This window comes from Staphylococcus sp. LCT-H4, assembly GCF_001866145.1.
In the GTDB taxonomy this organism is placed as follows: Bacteria; Bacillota; Bacilli; order Staphylococcales; family Staphylococcaceae; genus Staphylococcus; species Staphylococcus succinus.
Genome location: NZ_MODY01000011.1, coordinates 1 through 20549, shown reverse-complemented (window position 1 = coordinate 20549; position 20549 = coordinate 1). Strand labels below are relative to the sequence as shown.

The 20549-nt window shown below is 30.4% G+C and carries 16 protein-coding genes, 1 tRNA gene and 1 pseudogene; 16 read left to right on the top strand and 2 right to left on the bottom strand.

The window, feature by feature from the left end; genetic code table 11:
* Positions 1-461 precede the first annotated feature (461 nt).
* The 11 genes from panD (at position 462) to fumC (ending at position 9911) form a co-directional block, all read left to right on the top strand.
* Positions 462-848, top strand: coding sequence for an aspartate 1-decarboxylase (gene panD / locus BK821_RS13020; RefSeq protein WP_046837925.1), 387 nt, complete (start codon positions 462-464; stop codon positions 846-848).
* Positions 849-1207: 359 nt separating this feature from the next.
* Positions 1208-1290, top strand: a tRNA-Leu gene (locus BK821_RS13015).
* A 246-nt stretch (positions 1291-1536) separates the two neighbouring features.
* Positions 1537-2619: a PTS sugar transporter subunit IIC gene (locus tag BK821_RS13010; protein WP_046837926.1), complete on the top strand. Its 1083-nt coding sequence runs from the start codon at positions 1537-1539 to the stop codon at positions 2617-2619.
* 171 nt (positions 2620-2790) lie between these two features.
* Positions 2791-4254 carry an ABC transporter substrate-binding protein/permease gene (locus BK821_RS13005; RefSeq protein WP_046837927.1) on the top strand — a complete coding sequence of 488 codons (1464 nt, stop codon included), beginning with the start codon at positions 2791-2793 and terminating at the stop codon, positions 4252-4254.
* Complete coding sequence (locus tag BK821_RS13000; RefSeq protein WP_046837928.1) at positions 4247-4969, top strand: amino acid ABC transporter ATP-binding protein; 723 nt, start codon at positions 4247-4249, stop codon at positions 4967-4969. The genes BK821_RS13005 and BK821_RS13000 overlap by 8 nt, the downstream gene beginning before the upstream one ends.
* A gap of 165 nt (positions 4970-5134) precedes the next feature.
* Entirely contained in the window at positions 5135-6262 is a 1128-nt protein-coding gene (gene queG / locus BK821_RS12995) for a tRNA epoxyqueuosine(34) reductase QueG (protein WP_046837929.1), read from the top strand.
* A gap of 4 nt (positions 6263-6266) precedes the next feature.
* A complete protein-coding gene (gene trmL / locus BK821_RS12990; protein ID WP_046837930.1) occupies positions 6267-6737 on the top strand; it encodes a tRNA (uridine(34)/cytosine(34)/5-carboxymethylaminomethyluridine(34)-2'-O)-methyltransferase TrmL in 471 nt (156 codons plus the stop codon).
* 190 nt (positions 6738-6927) lie between these two features.
* Complete coding sequence (locus tag BK821_RS12985) at positions 6928-7527, top strand: 6-phosphogluconolactonase (protein WP_046837931.1); 600 nt, start codon at positions 6928-6930, stop codon at positions 7525-7527.
* A gap of 23 nt (positions 7528-7550) precedes the next feature.
* A complete protein-coding gene (locus BK821_RS12980; RefSeq protein ID WP_046837932.1) occupies positions 7551-7736 on the top strand; it encodes an SAS053 family DNA gyrase inhibitor in 186 nt (61 codons plus the stop codon).
* Positions 7737-7916: 180 nt separating this feature from the next.
* A complete protein-coding gene (locus tag BK821_RS12975; protein WP_071331836.1) occupies positions 7917-8333 on the top strand; it encodes a hypothetical protein in 417 nt (138 codons plus the stop codon).
* 192 nt (positions 8334-8525) lie between these two features.
* Positions 8526-9911 (top strand): class II fumarate hydratase, encoded by a 1386-nt coding sequence (fumC, locus tag BK821_RS12970; protein ID WP_046837934.1) that lies wholly within the window; start codon positions 8526-8528, stop codon positions 9909-9911.
* Positions 9912-9967: 56 nt separating this feature from the next.
* On the opposite strand, the gene BK821_RS12965 is transcribed toward fumC, so the two are convergent.
* On the bottom strand, positions 9968-10795 hold the full coding sequence (locus tag BK821_RS12965) for an RluA family pseudouridine synthase (protein ID WP_046837935.1): 828 nt from the start codon (positions 10793-10795) through the stop codon (positions 9968-9970).
* A 192-nt stretch (positions 10796-10987) separates the two neighbouring features.
* Between BK821_RS12965 and BK821_RS12960 the strand changes: the two genes are divergently transcribed.
* The 4 genes from BK821_RS12960 to BK821_RS12945 all read left to right on the top strand — a co-directional run bounded on the left by BK821_RS12960 (position 10988) and on the right by BK821_RS12945 (position 16796).
* Positions 10988-12097, top strand: a complete 1110-nt coding sequence (locus BK821_RS12960) for a GAF domain-containing sensor histidine kinase (protein ID WP_071331835.1) — start codon at positions 10988-10990, stop codon at positions 12095-12097.
* 21 nt (positions 12098-12118) lie between these two features.
* Entirely contained in the window at positions 12119-12742 is a 624-nt protein-coding gene (locus tag BK821_RS12955; RefSeq protein WP_046837937.1) for a response regulator, read from the top strand.
* A 122-nt stretch (positions 12743-12864) separates the two neighbouring features.
* Positions 12865-14148: a dicarboxylate/amino acid:cation symporter gene (locus tag BK821_RS12950; RefSeq protein WP_046837938.1), complete on the top strand. Its 1284-nt coding sequence runs from the start codon at positions 12865-12867 to the stop codon at positions 14146-14148.
* A 362-nt stretch (positions 14149-14510) separates the two neighbouring features.
* Positions 14511-16796, top strand: coding sequence for a bifunctional glycosyltransferase/CDP-glycerol:glycerophosphate glycerophosphotransferase (locus BK821_RS12945; RefSeq protein ID WP_071331834.1), 2286 nt, complete (start codon positions 14511-14513; stop codon positions 16794-16796).
* Between the two features lie 68 nt (positions 16797-16864).
* On the opposite strand, the gene BK821_RS12940 is transcribed toward BK821_RS12945, so the two are convergent.
* Positions 16865-17665 (bottom strand): ABC transporter permease, encoded by an 801-nt coding sequence (locus BK821_RS12940; protein WP_046837940.1) that lies wholly within the window; start codon positions 17663-17665, stop codon positions 16865-16867.
* A 491-nt stretch (positions 17666-18156) separates the two neighbouring features.
* Here BK821_RS12940 and BK821_RS12935 point away from each other — a divergent pair.
* Positions 18157-20459, top strand: a pseudogene (locus tag BK821_RS12935) (CDP-glycerol glycerophosphotransferase family protein).
* The last annotated feature ends 90 nt before the right edge of the window (positions 20460-20549 follow it).

Here is a 20549-nt window from a genome sequence, read left to right as displayed (position 1 = left end):
ATAGGTGTAAGTCCTATCTTCCGCTCCATTCATACTTCCATGGTGGGAGTTTTTTTTTGCTCTTTTTTAAATAAACCATAAAAGAATAAAAATTTTTTCTATTTTTTATTAATATTTTTCAATAAATTTAACCATAGTATAAATACAATATTTAAGCGTTATTACATAAACTTATTATATTTAATTAATAAATTAACACTTTTAGAGTATATTAGAATAATAAATCTTATATTAAAATTAATTAAATTCTTTTTTAAAATATAATGAAAGCGATTACCTTTAGTGCTATAGGCGTAGTACAATGTTTGGGAGTTGAATCACGTGGTATTATAATTAAAGTGCGATGATAATACCCCACAATTGAAGAATAAAACATGAATTTTTAATATCTATAAATTTCTTTATATTCTGATTTATCAAAGCACGACGTACGTAAATATAATATTAGGAGCGATTTAACAATGATTAGAACTATGATGAATGCAAAGATCCACAGAGCTAGAGTTACAGAATCCAATTTAAATTATGTAGGTAGTATTACTATTGATAAAGATATCTTAGATGCAGTTGATATTCTTGGTAATGAAAAGGTTGCTATTGTAAATAATAACAATGGCGCACGTTTTGAAACGTATGTTATTGAAGGCGAAAGAGGTAGCGGTAAAATATGCTTAAATGGTGCTGCATCACGTTTAGTTGAAGTTGATGATGTCGTTATTATAATGACATACGCACAATTAGATGAAGCAGAGCTTGCTACATATTCACCAAAAGTTGCGGTAATGAATGAATACAATCAGATTACACAAATGATTCATGAAAAAGAAAATCAAACTATATTAGATTAATATACTGTTAAAAATCTCCTTAGGTAAATCTCTAAGGAGATTTTTTTATAAAATTATAGCACAACACCAAAAGATAGTAGGTTATATCAAGGTTCATATTTAAAGATAAGTTATCTATACATTTATCACAACTTATTGAAAATTTTTATATAGTATTTTAATAGTGACAAATTTCATTTTTTTATAGCAGTTATAAATAGATCAAACCTAGTGATTTCACTGTTTATTAAAGAAATCTATTGACGACAAAAGCGCTTCGTAATATAATGTATATATTGCTTATTAGTGAGCACATGTTTATAGCATTTAATTAAATAAACAGTATATATCATTAATATTACTCAATATAGAGTTATTGAGCCGGTGTGGCGGAATTGGCAGACGCGCGGGACTCAAAATCCCGTTCCTTCTTGGAGTGTCGGTTCGATCCCGACCACCGGTATATGGATGGTTTTTAATGACTATCATCTTTTAAAAGAATCCCATTGTTATGGGGTTCTTTTTTTTGACTTAATTTGCATATATGATTTATTACATATTTGTTTTATGGTTATAAATATAGTAATGAATTTAAACTTTTTATATTCGAGGAGATACATTTAAACTAGTGTTAAGCTAAACTAAATATTGTAGTTTTATCTGAAATATAATATTATTAGTCTAATGTTGTATTTGGAGGAATTAATTAATGGTTAAAAATAAAGCAATCCAAACCAAAACGAGTAAAACTACAGGTAAGCAATTTTTTAGTAATATACTTCAAGCAGTAGGGGCAGGCGTTGTCATTGCGCTCATTCCCAATGCCTTATTAGGAGAGTTGCTGAAGTTCTTTAAAGATGGTAATCATTTATTGGAGACTATTTACCAATTTGTAGTTATGATTCAATCATTTATGGCATTTATCATTGGTATTTTAGCTGCACATCAATTTAGGTTTAATGGCGCCGGCGCCGCAATGGTAGGCGTTTCTGCTATGTTAGGTAGTGGCGCTGTTAAAATTACTTCTGATGGTTTTATACTTAGTGGTATAGGTGATATTATCAATACTATTTTAGTTGTTATTATTTCATGTTTTTTATATTTATTACTACAAAATAAACTAGGTTCTTTAGAAATGATAGTATTACCGGTTATCATACCTGTGTTAAGTGGTATTATAGGTTTGTATACATTAACTTATGTGTCTAAAGTTACAAAAGGTTTAGGGCATATAGTAAGTTCATTCACAGAGCTTAACCCATTACTCATGTCCATTTTAATTTGTATTACATATTCTTTATTAATGGTTACACCCATTTCAGTGGTTGCGATTGCAACTGCAATAGGGTTGTCAGGTTTAGGAAGTGGTGCGGCTAATATGGGGATAGTTGCTGCATGTGTGACATTTTTATTTGGTTCTATAAGAATCAATGGCGTAGGTGTTAATTTAGTGCTCATCATTGGTGCAGCAAAAATGATGATACCTGTTTACTTTAGACACTTAATTATAGCCATACCTTTAATGATAAATGGTTTAATAGGTGGCTTAGTTGCTTATTTTATTGGAATTAAAGGCACACCTATGTCAGCAGGTTTTGGTTATACAGGTTTAGTCGGGCCCATCAATGCATTTAATCGTATGACTGGAGATCCTACGATGAATATTATTTTACTAGTCTTTGGGTATTTAATTATTCCGTTTGTTTCTGCATTTTTTGTTCATGAACTATGTAAAAAAATGTTGAGAGGCTATTCTGATGAAATTTATAAATTTGAAATACCCAAGCAATAAAGTCAAACGATCTAATTTAAATAATTAGATCGTTTTTTATACATAAATAATGCATAATTAATTATTTTTTAAAAAATGTTACTGTATTTAAACTGGGAAGCAAAAAAATACATTGAATATTATTGCGTTATTATGTATAATAATTAATTATATAGAGAGGGGTTTAGAAAGATGAAACAACTTGGGAAATTATTTTTGATTTTTACTATTCTTGTGAGTGCAGCAATGTTTTACATAAATCCTGATGCAAATGCTAAACAAGAAGATCAATGGGATAAAATTAAAGAGCGTGGAGAATTAAGAGTCGGCTTATCTGCAGATTATGCTCCATATGAATTTGAACATAATGTTAATGGTAAATCTGAATATGCAGGCATTGATATAGAATTAGCAAAGAAAGTTGCAAAAGATAACAACTTAAAACTTAAAATCGTTAATATGCAATTTGATAGTTTGTTAGGTGCAATTAAAACTGGAAAAGTTGACTTGATTATTTCAGGTATGACACCCACACCTGAACGTAAAAAAGAAGTAGACTTTTCTAATTCATATATGACAGTAAGTCAAAAAATGATTATTAAAAAGTCAGAATCTGACCAATTAAAGCATATAGATGATTTTGCTAATAAGAAAATTGGTGTTCAAAAACAAACGCAACAAGAGAAAATAGCACAAACGGAAATTAATAATGCAAAGATACAATCTTTGACTAGAGTACCAGAAGTTATCATGTCATTGAAAAGTGGCAAGATAAGTGGAATGGTTATTGAAGGCCCAGTGGCTGAAGCCTATTTAAAACAAAATAAAGATTTAATGTTTGCTGATGGTGTTAAATTTAAAGAGGGTGAGAAAAGTACAGCAATTGCTGCACCTAAACATTCACCTGAATTAATGGGAAAACTTAACAATACAATTAAAGATGTTAAAGATAAAAACTTAATCAAAGATTATAAAGAATCAGCTGCAAATGCAATGAAAAAAGATGATGGCAATTTCTTTAGTAAATATGGAAGCTTTTTTATTAAAGGGATACAAAATACGATTCTTATATCAATTGTAGGTGTTTTACTTGGTACGGTGTTTGGAGCTATGATTGCATTACTCAAACTCAGCAAGTTCAGAGTATTGAGATGGTTAGCATCAGCCTACATTGAATTCTTAAGGGGTACGCCTTTACTTGTCCAAGTATTTTTAGTCTACTTTGGTACGACTGCAGTATTAGGTTTAAATATCTCGGCACTCATATGTGGTATGATTGCGCTCGTTATCAATTGTTCAGCATATATTGCCGAAATTATTAGAGCGGGAATTAATGCCGTTGATAAGGGACAAACTGAAGCAGCACGTAGTTTAGGTCTGAGTTATGGACAAACGATGAAATCTGTTATTTTACCACAAGCTATCAAAAATATATTACCAGCCTTAGGCAATGAATTTGTAACTGTAATTAAAGAATCATCAATAGTATCTGTCATTGGTGTGAGTGAAATTATGTTCAATGCTCAAGTGGTGCAAGGTGCTTCATTCGATCCGTTCACACCATTATTAGTTGCAGCGGTATTATACTTTATCCTGACATTTACATTGTCTAGAATTATGTATTTCTTTGAAGGGAGATTGAAAGTTAGTGATTAATATTAAAAAATTATATAAGTCATTTGGTAAAAATGAAGTACTAAAAGGTATTGATTTAACAGTTAAACAAGGTGAAGTAGTCGCTATCATTGGTCCTTCAGGAAGTGGGAAAAGTACACTATTGCGTTGTATGAATCTTTTGGAAACACCTACGAGCGGTGATGTTATTTTCAAAGAAAACAAATTAAATGGTAAGAATACTGAATTAGAAAAATTACGTCAACAAATGGGGATGGTATTCCAAAATTTTAATTTGTTTCCACATAAAAAAGTAATAGATAACGTTATTTTAGCGCCGAGCCTGTTGAAAAAAGATAGTGCAACTAACTTAAAAAATGAAGCACGTGGACTATTAAAAAAAGTAGGGTTGGAAGACAAAGCTGATGCATATCCAGCCCAATTATCAGGTGGACAAAAACAAAGAGTAGCTATAGCTAGAGCTTTGGCTATGAATCCAGAAGTATTGCTATTTGATGAACCTACTTCTGCACTTGATCCTGAAGTAGTAGGAGATGTATTGAAGGTCATGAAGGATCTAGCAAAAGAAGGAATGACTATGGTAGTTGTTACTCATGAAATGAATTTTGCGAGAGATGTCAGTGACAAAGTTGTATTTATGGCAGATGGGGTGATTGTTGAATCGGGAACACCTCAAGCAATTTTTGATAATCAACAACATGAAAGAACGAAAAACTTCTTGTCGAGAGTTTTATAAAAAATGAAAAGACCAAGTAGAAGGATTTAAAAGTGGTGTCATTACTTATACTTCTATTTGGTTTTTTATTATGCTAAATTTTAAAAAGTAATGTATCCAATTCTCTTAAAACATAGTAATGTGTTAAAATGTAGAATGTATGTTTTTAATGTGGGGTGTAAGAAAATGGATTTAAAGCAATTAAAACAAGATGTCATAGACTATGCCCATTCTATAGGTATTGATAGTATTGGTTTTACAACTGCCGATCCTTTTGATGAATTGAAGCAGAAGCTGGTTGATTATCATGAAAAAGGATATGCTTCAGGTTTTGAGGAATCTGATATAGGATTGAGAACCGAACCTAAATTAACATTACCTACTGCAAGATCTATTATAGCAATTGCAGTAGGTTATCCAAATAGATTAAAAGGGGCACCTAAAAGTGTTCGAGGAGATCGAAGAGGCATGTTTGCCAGAGCTTCTTGGGGACAAGACTATCATTCAATAATGAGAAAAAGGTTAGATAAGTTGGCTGAATATCTTCAATCAAGAGTAGAAGATGTTGAAATTCAATCTATGGTTGATACAGGTGTTTTATCTGATAGAGCTGTCGCAGAACGTGCAGGAATCGGATTTATAGGTAGAAATGGATTTGTAATTAATCCTGACCTTGGTACATGGACGTATTTAGGAGAGATGCTAGTAAGTATACCTTTTGCTCCTGATGATCCACTCATGGATAGTTGTGGAGAATGTACAATTTGTGTTGATCGCTGTCCAACTGGTGCGTTGGTTGGAGATGGACAGCTAAACAGTCAAAAATGCATTAGTTTTTTAACTCAAACTAAAGGTTATTTAAAAGATGAATATAGATATAAAATTGGTAATCGCTTGTATGGGTGTGATACATGTCAGCAAGTATGTCCCAAAAATAAAGGTATTAACACACAACATGATGACATCATTTTAGAACCAGAAATATTAAAACCAAGACTTGTGCCTCTATTAAAAATGAGTAATAAAGAATTTAAAAATACTTATGGTCACTTAGCTGGTGCATGGAGAGGTAAAAAACCTATTCAACGCAATGCTATTATCGCTTTAGCGCATTTTAAAGAAGAAGCAGCCATACCAGAGTTACAAGATGTCGCGTTAAATGACCCGAGACCAATGATTAGAGGTACAGCTTATTGGGCTATTGGGCAAATCCAAGGCGATGTAGCTAGACCCTTTATAGAACAACATTATGAAAATGAATTAGAAGAGGTCCAAGAGGAAATGTTAAAAGGACTTGAAACGAGGAGAGAATAAAAGAATGACAAACCATATAGTATTATTTCAACCAGAGATTCCAGGAAATACAGGTAGCATTGCGCGTACATGTGCTGGGACATATACTAATTTACATTTAATTAAACCATTAGGATTTAGTACAGATGATAAAATGTTAAAACGTGCAGGTTTAGACTACTGGGATTCAGTTAATATTACTTATCATGAAAGTATAGAAGCATTTTTTGAATCTACAGAAGGTATATATTATTTAATTACTAAATTTGGTAAGAAAACCTATTCTGATTTTGATTTTACAGATTTAGAAGAAAATCATTATTTCATATTTGGTCGTGAAACAACTGGGTTACCTGATTGGGTTAAAGAAGCATATCATGAAACAGCGTTACGTATTCCAATGAATGAAAATATTAGATCGCTTAATTTATCAAATACTGCATCTTTACTTATATATGAAGCTTTAAGACAACAAAGTTTTCCAAATTTAGATTAATAATTATTGTAAAAGAATGAAAAACTTGTTGGAGATTTGTATAATAGTAGTAAGTCTTAGAATTATGTTTATATACACATGATATAAACTGTGAGATTAAGCATGTAAATGGTTTATAACCCAAGCGTCAAGGGTATTTATAAAAATAATGATAAAGCGCGTCTAATAGAACAAGAGGAGTGTAATTACTATGGCAATGAACTTTAAAGTATTAGAAAATGAAACTAGTGTAGCAGAGTATGCTGCAGATATTTTAAGAAAGCAATTTAACAACAACCCTACTACAATTGCAGGTGTACACCTTTCCAAAGATAATTCACCAGTATTGGATGAATTAAAGAAAAATGTAGATAAGCACGCTGTAGATTTTAGTCAAATTAATATTTTAGACTATGATGATAATAAATCATACTTTGAAGCTTTAGGAGTTCCTGAAGGTCAAATTTATAATGTGAGTTTTAGCGAAGATACAGAATCATTTATTGGTGATAAAATTAAGACAAAAGAAAATAAAGGTAAGCTAGTGACACAAGTGCTTTCAATTGATACGAATGGTAAATTGGATGTCAGCGTAAAACAAGGCCTGTTTTCAGCTCGTGAAGTTATTTTAATCATCACAGGTAGTGATAAAAAAGAAATCGTTCATAGATTATATGAAGAAAATGGTAAAACAAACTTTGAACCTTCTGATTTAAAAGCACACCGTATGGTTAATGTGGTCTTAGATGAAGCGGCAGCAGAAGGTTTACCAGAAGATGTAAGACGTTATTTCACAGCACGCTTTGCATAAAATTATGATGTGAGGTGATTCAAGTGACAAACGATAATAGCAATGAACAATTACATGCTAAAGAAGCGGAACCAAAGAATGAAATGGTTGATGGTTTTGATGATGTAGTAGAACTTGGTAAGCAAATGGAACAAATTTCTGAAGAAAATGATGAAGCTAAACTAGAAAAATCACATGATTCAGCTGTTCGATCTGATTTAAATAAATAAATGTAAACAACCCTTTGTGAATAACAAATTCATCAAAGGGTTTTTCTATAACATTCTACTCAGCAATCGTTATAATTGGAAATACCACATAGCATGTTTGTGAAATATAAAAACACATGCCATCTTAAAAGTGAATGTGTTATTATTAAGTCATTATTAGATTTAAGGAGACTTATACATATGTTAAGTAAGTATTGGAAATACATCATGATAAGTGCTGTTATTGTTAATTTGATTTCAATCAAAGGTTTTCCAATGGCAATTGGAGCTATTTATTTACCAGTATTATTTAAAATTATAAAATTACAGATAAATTTATCACGAGGGCTTGTGGATCAAGTCAATGCTTCAACCTTTGTAAAAGGTAATCAAACAGGTGTAATTATTAGTGTATTGTGTTGTATTGTGGTTACAGTTATGCTATTTAAGCCACTAGATAACTTTTACAACCATTTAAATGGAATATTAGGGGTATTAATTACCATTAGCCCGATAACTATGGTGATTGGAGCAATATTATTAATATTGACTGCTATAGGCATTATTCAGGCAGCGAAAGCACAATTTACAAAAGTGAATATCACTAAAACACATTAAGGATATAATTCGAAGAAATCGTAAAAGTCATAAGGCTTATACGGTTTTTTTAGTGAATGAAATACATTGTTAGAGAGATAAGGATGACAGTATTATAGAGAATATGAAAACGCTATATAATACAATTGCCCCTGTAAAATAATTAATGCTATACTTAGATTGAATATTGATTAATGAAGGGGAGAATTAGAAATGTCAGTTAGAATTGAACATGATACATTTGGTGAAATAGAAGTACCTGCAGATAAATATTGGGGTGCTCAAACTGAAAGAAGTAAACGTAACTTTCCTGTTGGTAAAGAACGTATGCCTATTGAAGTAGTTTATGGATTTGCACAATTAAAAAGAGGCGCAGCATTAGCAAATCATGAGTTAGGCAAGTTGTCTGATGCTAAAAAAGACGCTATTGTTTATGCATGTGATCGTGTCATTAATAAAGAATTAGACGCGCATTTCCCATTAGTAGTATGGCAAACTGGTAGTGGTACACAAAGCAATATGAATGTTAACGAAGTAGTAAGTTATGTTGCTAATGAATATTTAAAATCACAAGGCAGTGATGAATCAATCCATCCTAATGATGACGTTAACAAATCACAAAGTTCAAATGATACATTTCCAACAGCGATGCATGTTGCGTTATATAATGAGATAGAGACGAAATTAGAACCAGCTTTAAAAGTATTACGAGATACATTTAAAGAAAAAGAAGAACAATTTAATGATATTATTAAAATTGGACGCACACACTTACAAGATGCGACACCTATTCGCTTAGGTCAAGAAATCAGTGGTTGGCGTTACATGCTAGACAAATGTGAGACGCTTTTAGGGGAATCTAAAGCACATATTTTGAATTTAGCCATTGGTGGTACAGCGGTTGGAACTGGTATTAATGCGCATCCCCAATTTGGAGATAAGGTAGCTAAATTTATATCAGAGAATACAGGCTATGCATTTGTATCTTCTGAAAATAAATTTCATGCCTTAACAGCACATGATGAAGTTGTACAATTACATGGTACTTTAAAAGCATTAGCAACTGACTTAATGAAAATTGCTAATGATGTCAGATGGTTAGCTTCAGGTCCGCGTGCAGGTTTAGCCGAATTGTCTATACCAGAGAATGAACCAGGATCTTCTATTATGCCAGGTAAGGTTAATCCAACTCAATGTGAAATGTTAACTATGGTAGCTGTACAGGTAATGGGAAATGACACGGCAGTCGGTATTGGAAGCTCACAAGGTAATTTTGAGCTAAATGTATATAAACCGGTCATTTTACTCAATACATTACAATCCATCTACTTATTAGCTGATGGTATGCAAACATTTAACGATAATTGTGCTGTTGGTATTCAACCAATACCAGAAAATATAGATAACTATTTAAATCAATCATTAATGTTAGTTACAGCATTAAATCCACATATTGGTTATGAAAATGCAGCGAGTATCGCTAAAAAAGCACACCGTGAAGGGCTCACTTTAAAAGAATCGGCAATTCAATCAGGTCACGTTACTGAAGAACAATTTAATGAATGGATCAAACCAGAAGACATGGTTGAACCAAAATAAAAATAAAAAAGCCAATCTCTATATTAGGGATTGGCTTTTTTATCATGTTATTGGACTTATATTTCATCATCTAAACTTACAGAGATTGCTTCTTGTGTTAGAGGATGTGTAAATTCTATTTTATAACTATTTAATTGAAGTTGTCTTAACGTCGAATTACCATATAAAGGATCACCGATAACTGGATGACCAATTTCAGCTAAATGAACACGAATTTGATGTGTTCTACCAGTATCTAATTTTAATTCTAACTCACAGACGTCTTCTTTAATCATGTTAGAACTGATGATATGTGTAATTGCAGTTTGTCCAGTAGGTGAGATTCTACGCTTATTCGAATGGAATTTATCTTTACCAATAGGTTGATCTATAGTTTGTGGTTTAATAGGTAATAAACTGTGCACATTTGCTTTATAGATACGGTCTATTTCATTTTCTTCTAGCATACGATCTAAAATCTTTTTCATTAATGGATTTTTAGCAACAATTAAGAGGCCAACAGTTTCTTGGTCTAGGCGATGAATTGGCTCAACATAATCACTTTTAACTGTGTAAATGACATGATTCATTAAAGTATTGCTTTCTTTTAAATCATTAGGATGTGTTTTCACACCTTTAGGTTTCATTACAATAGCAATGTCATCGTCCTCATAGTAAATTTGCGCAAAACGGTAACTTGGTAAGTAGTTACTTACTTCTTCAGGTGTTGGTATATAAGCTATATCGCCTGTCTTTACCTTAGTCATGAGTGTCGCAGGTGCTTCGTTAAGTGTTATTGCTTTAGACATGTTTAAATTATGCAAGTCCTTTTTAGGTAAATACAACTGCTGAAAAATTTCTCTCAAAGTTAATTGATCATATTTATTAGGGATTTCAAATTTCATAATATCCTCCTCGATTATCATATATTATCATACCATAAACTCAAGGTTAAAAATATTAGTCATAGTAATTCTATAAAAAATATTATGATTCATCAGTTACACCAATTAAAGATACCCCTTCAGTATTTTTCAATTTATGAATAAGACTGTATAATGTAGATAAAGTGATTTGAAAAAGGGTGGACGGGTTATATGGAAAAACCAACACGACTTGCACTGTTAAAAGAAATTGCAGAGTTTTTAAATGAAGAAACTGAAACATATAGTATGATGTATGGTGCTTTGAAATCCTTAATTGAAGGCAGTGAATTTTCAACGGGTTGGATTTTTTTTATTGATGAAGCAGGACAACATGAATTGATTTCAGATGTGGACTTACCTGGTGCTTTGTCGAAGCATAACTGTAAATATATGCGCGAAGGTACATGTTGGTGTGTTCAAGCCTATCAAAATAAAAAATTAACTAAAGCCTCTAATATTATAAATTGTTCTCGTATTAATTTAGCAAATCGAGCATATCATGAAGAAACAGATGGGATTACCCATCATGCAACAGTGCCGCTTAGATCTGGTGATGAGCAATTTGGCTTATTAAATGTTGCTACACCGTATACAACACACTATAGTGAAGAAAATTTAGAATTATTAGAGTCGGTAGCATTCCAAATTGGTTCAGCAATCAAGCGTATTTTGCTTACAGACCAAGAAAAAGAAGCGGCACGTATTAGTGAAAGAAATCGTTTAGCGAGAGATTTACATGACTCAGTAAACCAGATGCTATTTTCAGTAAAATTAACAGCACATGCAGCTTATGGGATGTCAAAGGAAGCTGTATCACAAGAGGCATTTCAAATGATTGAACAGACAAGTCAGCAAGCAGTAAACGAAATGAGAGCTTTAATCTGGCAATTGAAACCTGTTGGGTTAGAACAAGGTCTTGTAAATGCTTTGAAAAAATATAGTGAGTTACTGCAACTTGAATTGAATGTACAAGTAGAAGGTTTAATCAACCTTCCTAATTTGATTGAAGAAAATATTTATCGCATTATTCAAGAAGCAATGAACAATACTAAAAAACATGGGAATACAAATAGAATTGATTTAGTATTAAAACAACAAAAACAATGTTTAAATGTTGAAATTAAAGATTACGGGGAAGGTTTTGATGTGTTAGAAGCACAGCATCAATACTCACATGGATTAAATAATATGAGACAACGTACTAAAATGATACATGGTAAAATAGACATCGTCTCACAACCTCAAATGGGCACTTGTATCCATATAGTTGTCCCATTATAGATGATTGAAAGGAAGATAAATATGCATCGAATTATACTTGTTGATGATCATCACATCGTAAGACAAGGTTTAGAATTTTTACTTTCCACTGTAGATGACATAGAGGTCATTGGTGGCTTTTCAGACGGTAAATCTTTTCTGAATTATTTAAAGACCGGGGATGTGCCAGATATTGTATTACTTGATTTAGTAATGCCGGAAATGAATGGCATAGAGATAACAGAAATTATGAAGGCTCAATACCCTAATGTGAAAATATTAGTGCTGACTAGCTATGTTGATGATGAACATGTAATATCTGCAATTGATAAAGGTGCAGATGGTTACGAAATGAAAGATGTAGAACCTGAACAACTCATTGAAACCATCAAGAAAGTTATAGCAGGTGATAAAATAATTCATCCTCAGGCACAACATGTAATCGAAACAGTAAGTAAAAAACCGCATTTCACAAACAAACTTTCAAAGCGTGAATCAGAAGTATTAGCCGAGATGACCAAAGGAAAAACAAATAAAGAAATCGCAGAAGCTTTATTTGTGTCAGAAAAAACAGTGAAAACACATGTAAGTCATATTTTCAGTAAACTACAAGTGTCGGACCGAACTCAAGCAGCAATCTATGCGATGGAAAATAAATTAATATAATAAGAGGAATGCTACGTATATCATGATGAATACATAGCATTTTTTTGTTTTTAATAACTTTTAATGTAAAATGTAAAGTTTTACTATATAATAAAACTTAACAAAATAAAGGGGATGTTGCTATGAAGACAAAGAATCTTTCAATAAAAATTGTCATAGCATTGGTTTTAGGTATTGCAGTAGGTTCTGTTTGTAATCTGTTTGTACAAGCAGCGTTTGTAGAATTTATAGATAAATACCTATTCAATGTCATTGGGCAAATATTCTTAAATTTAATCTTTATGTTAGTAGTACCTGTAGTATTTGTATCTATCGTTTTAGGTGTAGTTGGTGTAGGTGATCCTAAATTGCTTGGAGGCATAGGATTAAAAACAATTTCATTCTTTTTAACGACTACAGCTTTAGCAATTATTATTGGTATAGCATTAGCGTTAATATTCAAACCAGGGGAAGGTAAATCAGATTTATTAAAAAGCGAAGATGTCTCGAGTTATCAACAAACGTTAAACAAAGACAATTCACAAGGGTCAGCAGCAAAACAAACATTTGACCAAACATTGATTAATTTGTTTCCTAAAAATCCAATCCAAGCTATGACTGATGGCAATATGTTGCAAATTATTACTTTTGCAATATTCATTGGTATTGGAATAATTATGGTAGGATCCAAGGCTCAAATTGTGCATAGGCTATTTGAACAAACAAATGAAGTACTCATGTATATAATTACAATGATTATGAGAGTCTTTGCACCTATAGGAACATTCGGCTTGGTTGCACACGCTTTTACAGGGGCAGGGTTTGGTGCCATTCAACAGTTAGGCATGTATTTCTTCATTGTTTTACTTGCACTCTTTATTCATTTCTTTGTAGTATATGGATCAGCAGTAAAATTATTAGGAAATTATAGTCCATTGAAGTTTTTTAAAGCCTTTATACCAGCCATTACCATTGGTTTTAGTGCTTCAAGTTCTAGTGCAGCTTTACCCATTTCAATGAATTGTACTAAAAAAATGGGGGTTAGACCTGAAATAGCATCATTTGTTCAGCCTTTAGGAGCAACCATTAACATGGATGGAACAGCAATAATGCAAGGGGTTGCAACAATATTTATTGCGCAAATATCAGGAGCACAACTATCTGTAGGACAATTAGTTACCGTTGTAGTTATTGCCGTTGTGGCTTCAATAGGCACAGCGGGCGTACCGGGTGTGGGACTCATTATGCTAGCGATGGTATTAAATGCAGTTGGTTTAAATCCAGCCGCTATTGGTATTATATTAGGTATAGATAGATTGCTAGATATGACGAGAACATCGGTAAACATAACTGGTGATGCTGCTTGTGCCTTAATTATTTCAAGAAAAGAAGATAAAAAATTAGCATCACAAAGTGAATCTATATGAGATATAGATATTAATTAAACATCGCACTAGTGAATATAAATATAACGGCATATACCTCAATCAATGGGGTATATGCTTTTTTGTGTAAATATAATCTAATTTTTAAAAGAAGAATTAATATAATTTTACATGCAATGAAAACGGATACAATATATATATTTAAACAAATTAATTATACGAAATAGCTGAAGTTTTTTAGTTATTTATATTCAAATGAAATTTTACACGTTTTAAACTTTTAGAAATATTATATAAATATATTGTATTTAACTTTTTATAGCGATATAATATAAAACATTGTGTTTATACAAAAATAAGCAGTGATTTAATATGAAATATTGTTGCAAGAAAGAGGGAAAACAATGGATTTTTCAATAATTATTCCATTTAAGGATAAAGGGAACAACGAAAGATTTTTAGAAAATTGTATAGAAAGTCTAAATAATCAAACATACCAAGACTTTGAAGTTTTGTTTCTTCATAATAAATCAGAAAGATTACAGACACTTACGCGACATACTCAATTAAACATCAGAATGCTTGAGATGTCAGAAACTGATCAACTTACAGATTATAGAAATTTAGGGCTAGAACAGGCTAAAGGTGAGTTTTTAATATTTATGGATGCGGACGATTATTTACATCCCAATGCTTTGATTTATGCAAAAAAGATGATTGAGTCTTCGAAAGATAATACAGATGTATTTAAATTTGCAATTACTAAAACTAATTTAGATAAAACATCAACTTTAAAAAAGAATAAGCGCGTCTTTTTTGATGGTGAGGCATTTTCTAAATTGGAAGCAGTTATGAATGGAGCAAACATTTCAGTTGATGATGTACAGTTAAAGCAAATTATAAATGGTTTTTTTGAAAACCAAATGATTAATCATAAATCTGAGCATGTAAAACCAGTGAATTATCTCAGTCGTTTGAATTATCAATTTAGAGTACATAGCTTCATAATTAGAAAATCATTTTTAATTGATAATCAATTAAATTTCAAATCTAAAAATACATTATATAGTGATATTCCATTTTTAATTGAATTATATAACAATACAGCAAATATAAAACAAACAAGTACAAAATTATATTATAAGTATATTCATAATGATTCGATTAATTCTCCTTCACTTACTCAGGAAGAACATAGTGATAGATTATTAAAAAGAGTACAAGCTATAAATGAAGCATTGGTTTTTTGTGAGAATTTAAAAATGGCAAGACAATTAAAAATCACTGCTATTAACGATTACTTATACAAAGTAGTGAAAAGCCCAATATTTACCGAATCATATACAGAAGTAAGTAAAATATATCGTGAATTGTATACTATTTTAAATATTAAATCAGCAAACTTTAAATTAAGCAAAAGACACTCATATGAAATGAATGCAATTGAAAAGGGTAAATTTAAAACGGCTTTTATGTTTAGTAAAAGTAGAGTACTAGGTTATAAAGCGTATCAATTTTCTAAGCCTAAAAACCAAAGATTTAGACAAAAGAAAATACAAAAAAATGTCTTTACAAGATTACCTATACAAGAAAATACCGTATTATATGAAAGCTTTTTAGGTAAGAATTATTCAGATAGTCCTAAAGCGATATTTAAGTATTTACTAGAGAACGAACCTAATAAATGGAAGCATATATGGGTACTTAACAATCAAGATATTGTAAAAAATGAAGAGGAATTTAAGCATAAGAATGTAAGAATAATAAAAAGGTTTAGCTGGAAATATTTTTATTATGTTACTTTATCAAAATATTTTGTACTAAACATGAGACAACCTAAATGGTTGTATAAAAAAGAGGAACAAGTCATCTTATCCACATGGCATGGCACACCGTTGAAACGTTTAGTTTTTGATATGGAAAATGTAACCTCAGCTAATAAAAATTATAAAAAAGATTTTTATAACCAATCTAGAAAATGGGATTATTTAATCGCTGCTAATCAATATAGCCAAGAGATATTTGAAAGTGCCTTTATGTATCCTAAAAACCAAATATTAACGTACGGTTACCCAAGAAATGATATATTGACGAATCATTCTGTTGAATATAAAAATGAAGTGAAAGAAAAGTTGGATTTACCAAAATCTAAAAAAGTTATTTTATATGCACCAACATGGAGAGACGATGAATTCCATTCAGCAGGAAAATATAAATTTAAGCTACAATTAGATTTACAACGCATGAAAGAAGAATTTGGAAATGATTATGTCATTATATTAAGAATGCATTATTTCATTTCCGACAACATGGATTTAACTGGATTTGAAGGTTTTGCTTATGATTATTCTAAATATAATGATATTAATGACTTATATATAGCTAGCGATTTGTTGATTACGGATTATTCTTCAGTATTTTTCGATTATGCAAATCTTAGAAAGCCCATTTTATTCTTTACTTATGATATTGAAAAATATCAAAGTATGTTGAGAGGGTTTTATATTGATGTATATAATGACTTGCCTGGTCCTTTATTGCTATCAAATGATGCACTTTTTAATGCGCTTAATAATATTGAATCAGTTAATGATGAGTACAAACAAAAATATGAGAAGTTTTATAGAACGTATTGTAATTTAGAAGATGGCAATGCAACAAAACGTGTTGTAAATGAAGTATTTAACTAAAAGCACGGACAGGAATTCATTTAATGAATTCCTGTCCGTGCTTTTTTAGTGACATTATAGTATTGTCACTACATATAATCTGCGAAATGGTCTCGATAACGCATATGTAGTATGGAACCTAATATGAATAACACAGTCACTAGACATAAATTATAAACTGCTAAATGCCAGTGTGTGATAAAGAACCACTCATGATGCAATATTGCTGCCCGATATCCTTCTGCTAGGAAAAAAATGGGATTAAAATTCATAACAGTTAAAACCGTTTCGTTAGTGGGTAAGTACAATATTGAAGAAACAAAGAAAATTATTCTCATCAGTGACTGCATGATCATTTGTGTATCTCTTATAAGCACACCTAATGTTGATGTAACTAAAGAGATAGCCATCGTTAATATTAACGCAAAAGGGATATATAACAATAATTGTAAGGTGTAAATAGTTGGGTGATAGCCACCAACTAAACAAAGAAGCATTACAATGATTAATAAACCAATATGTCCGTAGAACCTACTGAATACAATATAGCTTGGTATAATTGATAATGGAAATTTCATCTTTGCGACTTGATTAAATTTTGAAGATATCGCTTTTGTGCCTTCGAGCACGCCTTGATTAACGAAAAACCACATACTTATACCGACCATTAGCCAATAAATAAACGGTACACCTTCCATAATGTTGTTACTTCTAAGCCCTAGTCCAAAAACAAACCAGTAGACTGCAATTTGCATAGCAGGATTAATTAATTCCCATGCGATACCTAAGTAATTGTTATGATTAGAAATTCTCAGTTGAAATTCAGCTAATCTTTTAATGAGGTAAGCATTTTTAATATGTTCTATAAAGACAATCCATGCTGATTTCATATGTAATAAAACTCTCTTTCATATAGCTTTTTTTATAATTATATAATACATATGTTTAAATTGAAAATAAATTTAATAGACTTTGCCTTGAAATAAATAATTACATGTAGAATGATTAACAAAAAATACTCCTGTAAAGTAAGCAAATGCAGTATGTCTTTGTAACTATATTAATTCATATTTCATTCTAAAATATTTTCTATAATAAATTTTATGAGCGTTTAACAAAATGTTTAATATTATAGTAGAGAATATTTTCAAATGTTTTATTATTGTTAAGTTTATCTTAATATTTAGGGTATAATAAAATTATATTATCGATTAAATAAAGTGTTACACTTTTTCAATTTATAAGTATTAATCAATAATATACTTATATGTATAGAATTAATAATTATTATATATTATGATGTATAAAAAGATACTTATAATACATGGGAGGAGATTACTTATAATTTAAGAAATTTGAATAAAAAGGGGAGTCAAAGGTTATGCAAATCAATATATTAGGTTTTAATATCTTCGCAAAAGGAGGGACATCAAGAAGTAATATTAATTTAATTAAAGCATTTTTGGAAAAAGGGCATGAAGTTAAATACTTTAATAGTTTGGATTTTGAAGAAAGTGAAATTACAAAATTAATTATACATGAAAATATTAATTCACCTGATTTTAAAGTTTTTAAAAGTTATGATTATGACGAGTTATCAGTTGGAGATATTTTGATTATTACAAGGGAAGATTTATTTAAATATTCTAGAATTGTTAAACAACATAATAGTAATTTAAAGGTCGTGGGAGAAATACATGGGCCACTTGAATATATTAATGATGATATTGATCTTTCGTTAGATACAATCGATTGTATACGCGTAAGTACAGAATCGATAAAACAACAATTTGAACAAAAATATAATTATAAAGCTGTTTTTAATCAATATGTGAATGCACAACACATTGAACTTACAAACATACCTTCAAATACAAAGCGAAATTTGTTAATCAAATCAAGATTTGAAGATGGTGTGAAAGATATCTCATATGTAATTAAACTAATTAATTATATAAAGCGAAATACATATAAAAATGACATTCAGTTATATATTGTAGGTTACGGGCCTTCTGAAAACTTATATAAAAATTTAGTTGAATATTATAATCTTGAGGATAATATCCATATTAATGAACGTGAGCCTTTGAATTATATTTATGTTTCAACATCTCCATATGAGACATTAGGCTATTCAATTTTAGAGACTGTGGCTAATGGTAATCAAGCACTTATATATGCAGGTGATGATAACGTTTTGGAAGGTATTTATAAGAAATATAATGCTGTTTCATTTTTGAGTAAGGATTTTCGTAAAGATAGCGAGCAACTATTACAAGTATTTGAAGGTAAATATACGCGTAGTGAGAGAGCAAAAGATGTACAACGTATACAAGTAGACTTTGCAAATGATGACTATGTCGATAGATATCTTAATAACGTGAATAGTGTGAATAATGAAAATTTAGCTAAGGTTATTGATGTTAAAAAAGCACGTGTGCCTAAAATTAAGACTAAGAAGACAAATACTAGTAAAATTCATAACCTAGATCAAAAAAGAGATTTATATGAGAATCTAAAGAAAACCGTCTTATTTAAAAAACTATTTAACAACAATATCTTCTTTAACGGGATGAAAAAAATATATATTTATCGGAAAAACAAATTAGAAAAGAAGATTATGGATGGTATAGAACCTGAAGAAAATAAAGTGTTTATTGAATCTTTTCATGGAAGTAATTTTAGTGGTGACCCTAAATATCTGGCCTTACAGATTAAGAAAAAATTTAAAGATAAAAAAGTATATGTAAGTTCAGTTAATTCATTAGTAGATATAGAAATTAGAAATAGTGGATTGATACCAGTTAGATTTGGTAGTGCCATTTATAAGAAAATCTTCCGTTCTTGTAAATATGTATTCATGAATGGTAATTCATTAGATAATGTATATAAGCATAGTAATCAAATTTTTGTACAGACATGGCACGGTTTTCCCCTTAAAAAAATGGTGAATGATCTTAGTGACAAAAAAGAAAAAAACCTTCAACTATCCAAATTTTTACCAAGAATGAATAAATGGGATTATCTCATAACTTCATCTAATTTAAATACCTTATTATTAAAATCCGCATTTAAATTGGAAAACAATAATCAATTAAAAGTATTAGAATTGGGAGCACCGAGAAATGAATATTTAATTAATAGTAATAATGAACAAGAATGGCTTAGAATTCAGAGTAAGTATTTATTTCAAAATGATGAAAATACTAAGTATATTCTCTATTGCCCAACGTGGAGAAATGGTCAAAGAGATAGTATTACTAATATCAATTTAGTAGATTTATTAGTGTTTTTACCTTCAAATTATAAAATCATTGTTAAGTTGCATCCAAATGAGTCAAGGTTACGAAATAAATATAATAATTTAGATCCAAGAATACATTGTTTCTATAATGAATTTGTAGATATTCAAGAANTTCAACTATATTTGATTATGCGCATTTAAATAAGCCTATTTTCTTATTACAAGAAGATACAAACAAATATCAAGAAGAAGTAGGATTTTATTTTGATATCAATGAGGTTGGTAAGTTCCCAGAAGTCACTTTTAACGAAAAGAAATTAGCAAACCAACTAACAAAAATTAAAAAAATTGATTACAGTAAAATGACAAGTAGGTTAATGAAAAATGATAAATCCAATTCATCAGAAAAAATTTTAAATCAAGTTTTTAATGTGAAATGAAAATAGCGAGGTTGTATTTATGGAGTCCAATAAAGTATATAAATTAAATGAACAGATTAATTTTGAAGATCAAAAGAGAATTTTAATAGA

What these genes read in the sequence shown, in the direction of transcription:
- BK821_RS12940 (WP_046837940.1), bottom strand. Translation starts at nt 17,665, where the DNA reads ATGAAATCAGCATGGATTGTCTTTATAGAACATATTAAAAATGCTTAC.
- BK821_RS12950 (WP_046837938.1), top strand. Translation starts at nt 12,865, where the DNA reads ATGAAGACAAAGAATCTTTCAATAAAAATTGTCATAGCATTGGTTTTA.
- BK821_RS12945 (WP_071331834.1), top strand. Translation starts at nt 14,511, where the DNA reads ATGGATTTTTCAATAATTATTCCATTTAAGGATAAAGGGAACAACGAA.
- BK821_RS13005 (WP_046837927.1), top strand. Translation starts at nt 2,791, where the DNA reads ATGAAACAACTTGGGAAATTATTTTTGATTTTTACTATTCTTGTGAGT.
- fumC (WP_046837934.1), top strand. Translation starts at nt 8,526, where the DNA reads ATGTCAGTTAGAATTGAACATGATACATTTGGTGAAATAGAAGTACCT.
- BK821_RS12960 (WP_071331835.1), top strand. Translation starts at nt 10,988, where the DNA reads ATGGAAAAACCAACACGACTTGCACTGTTAAAAGAAATTGCAGAGTTT.
- BK821_RS12965 (WP_046837935.1), bottom strand. Translation starts at nt 10,795, where the DNA reads ATGAAATTTGAAATCCCTAATAAATATGATCAATTAACTTTGAGAGAA.
- queG (WP_046837929.1), top strand. Translation starts at nt 5,135, where the DNA reads ATGGATTTAAAGCAATTAAAACAAGATGTCATAGACTATGCCCATTCT.
- BK821_RS12975 (WP_071331836.1), top strand. Translation starts at nt 7,917, where the DNA reads ATGTTAAGTAAGTATTGGAAATACATCATGATAAGTGCTGTTATTGTT.
- BK821_RS13010 (WP_046837926.1), top strand. Translation starts at nt 1,537, where the DNA reads ATGGTTAAAAATAAAGCAATCCAAACCAAAACGAGTAAAACTACAGGT.
- BK821_RS12985 (WP_046837931.1), top strand. Translation starts at nt 6,928, where the DNA reads ATGGCAATGAACTTTAAAGTATTAGAAAATGAAACTAGTGTAGCAGAG.
- trmL (WP_046837930.1), top strand. Translation starts at nt 6,267, where the DNA reads ATGACAAACCATATAGTATTATTTCAACCAGAGATTCCAGGAAATACA.
- panD (WP_046837925.1), top strand. Translation starts at nt 462, where the DNA reads ATGATTAGAACTATGATGAATGCAAAGATCCACAGAGCTAGAGTTACA.
- BK821_RS12955 (WP_046837937.1), top strand. Translation starts at nt 12,119, where the DNA reads ATGCATCGAATTATACTTGTTGATGATCATCACATCGTAAGACAAGGT.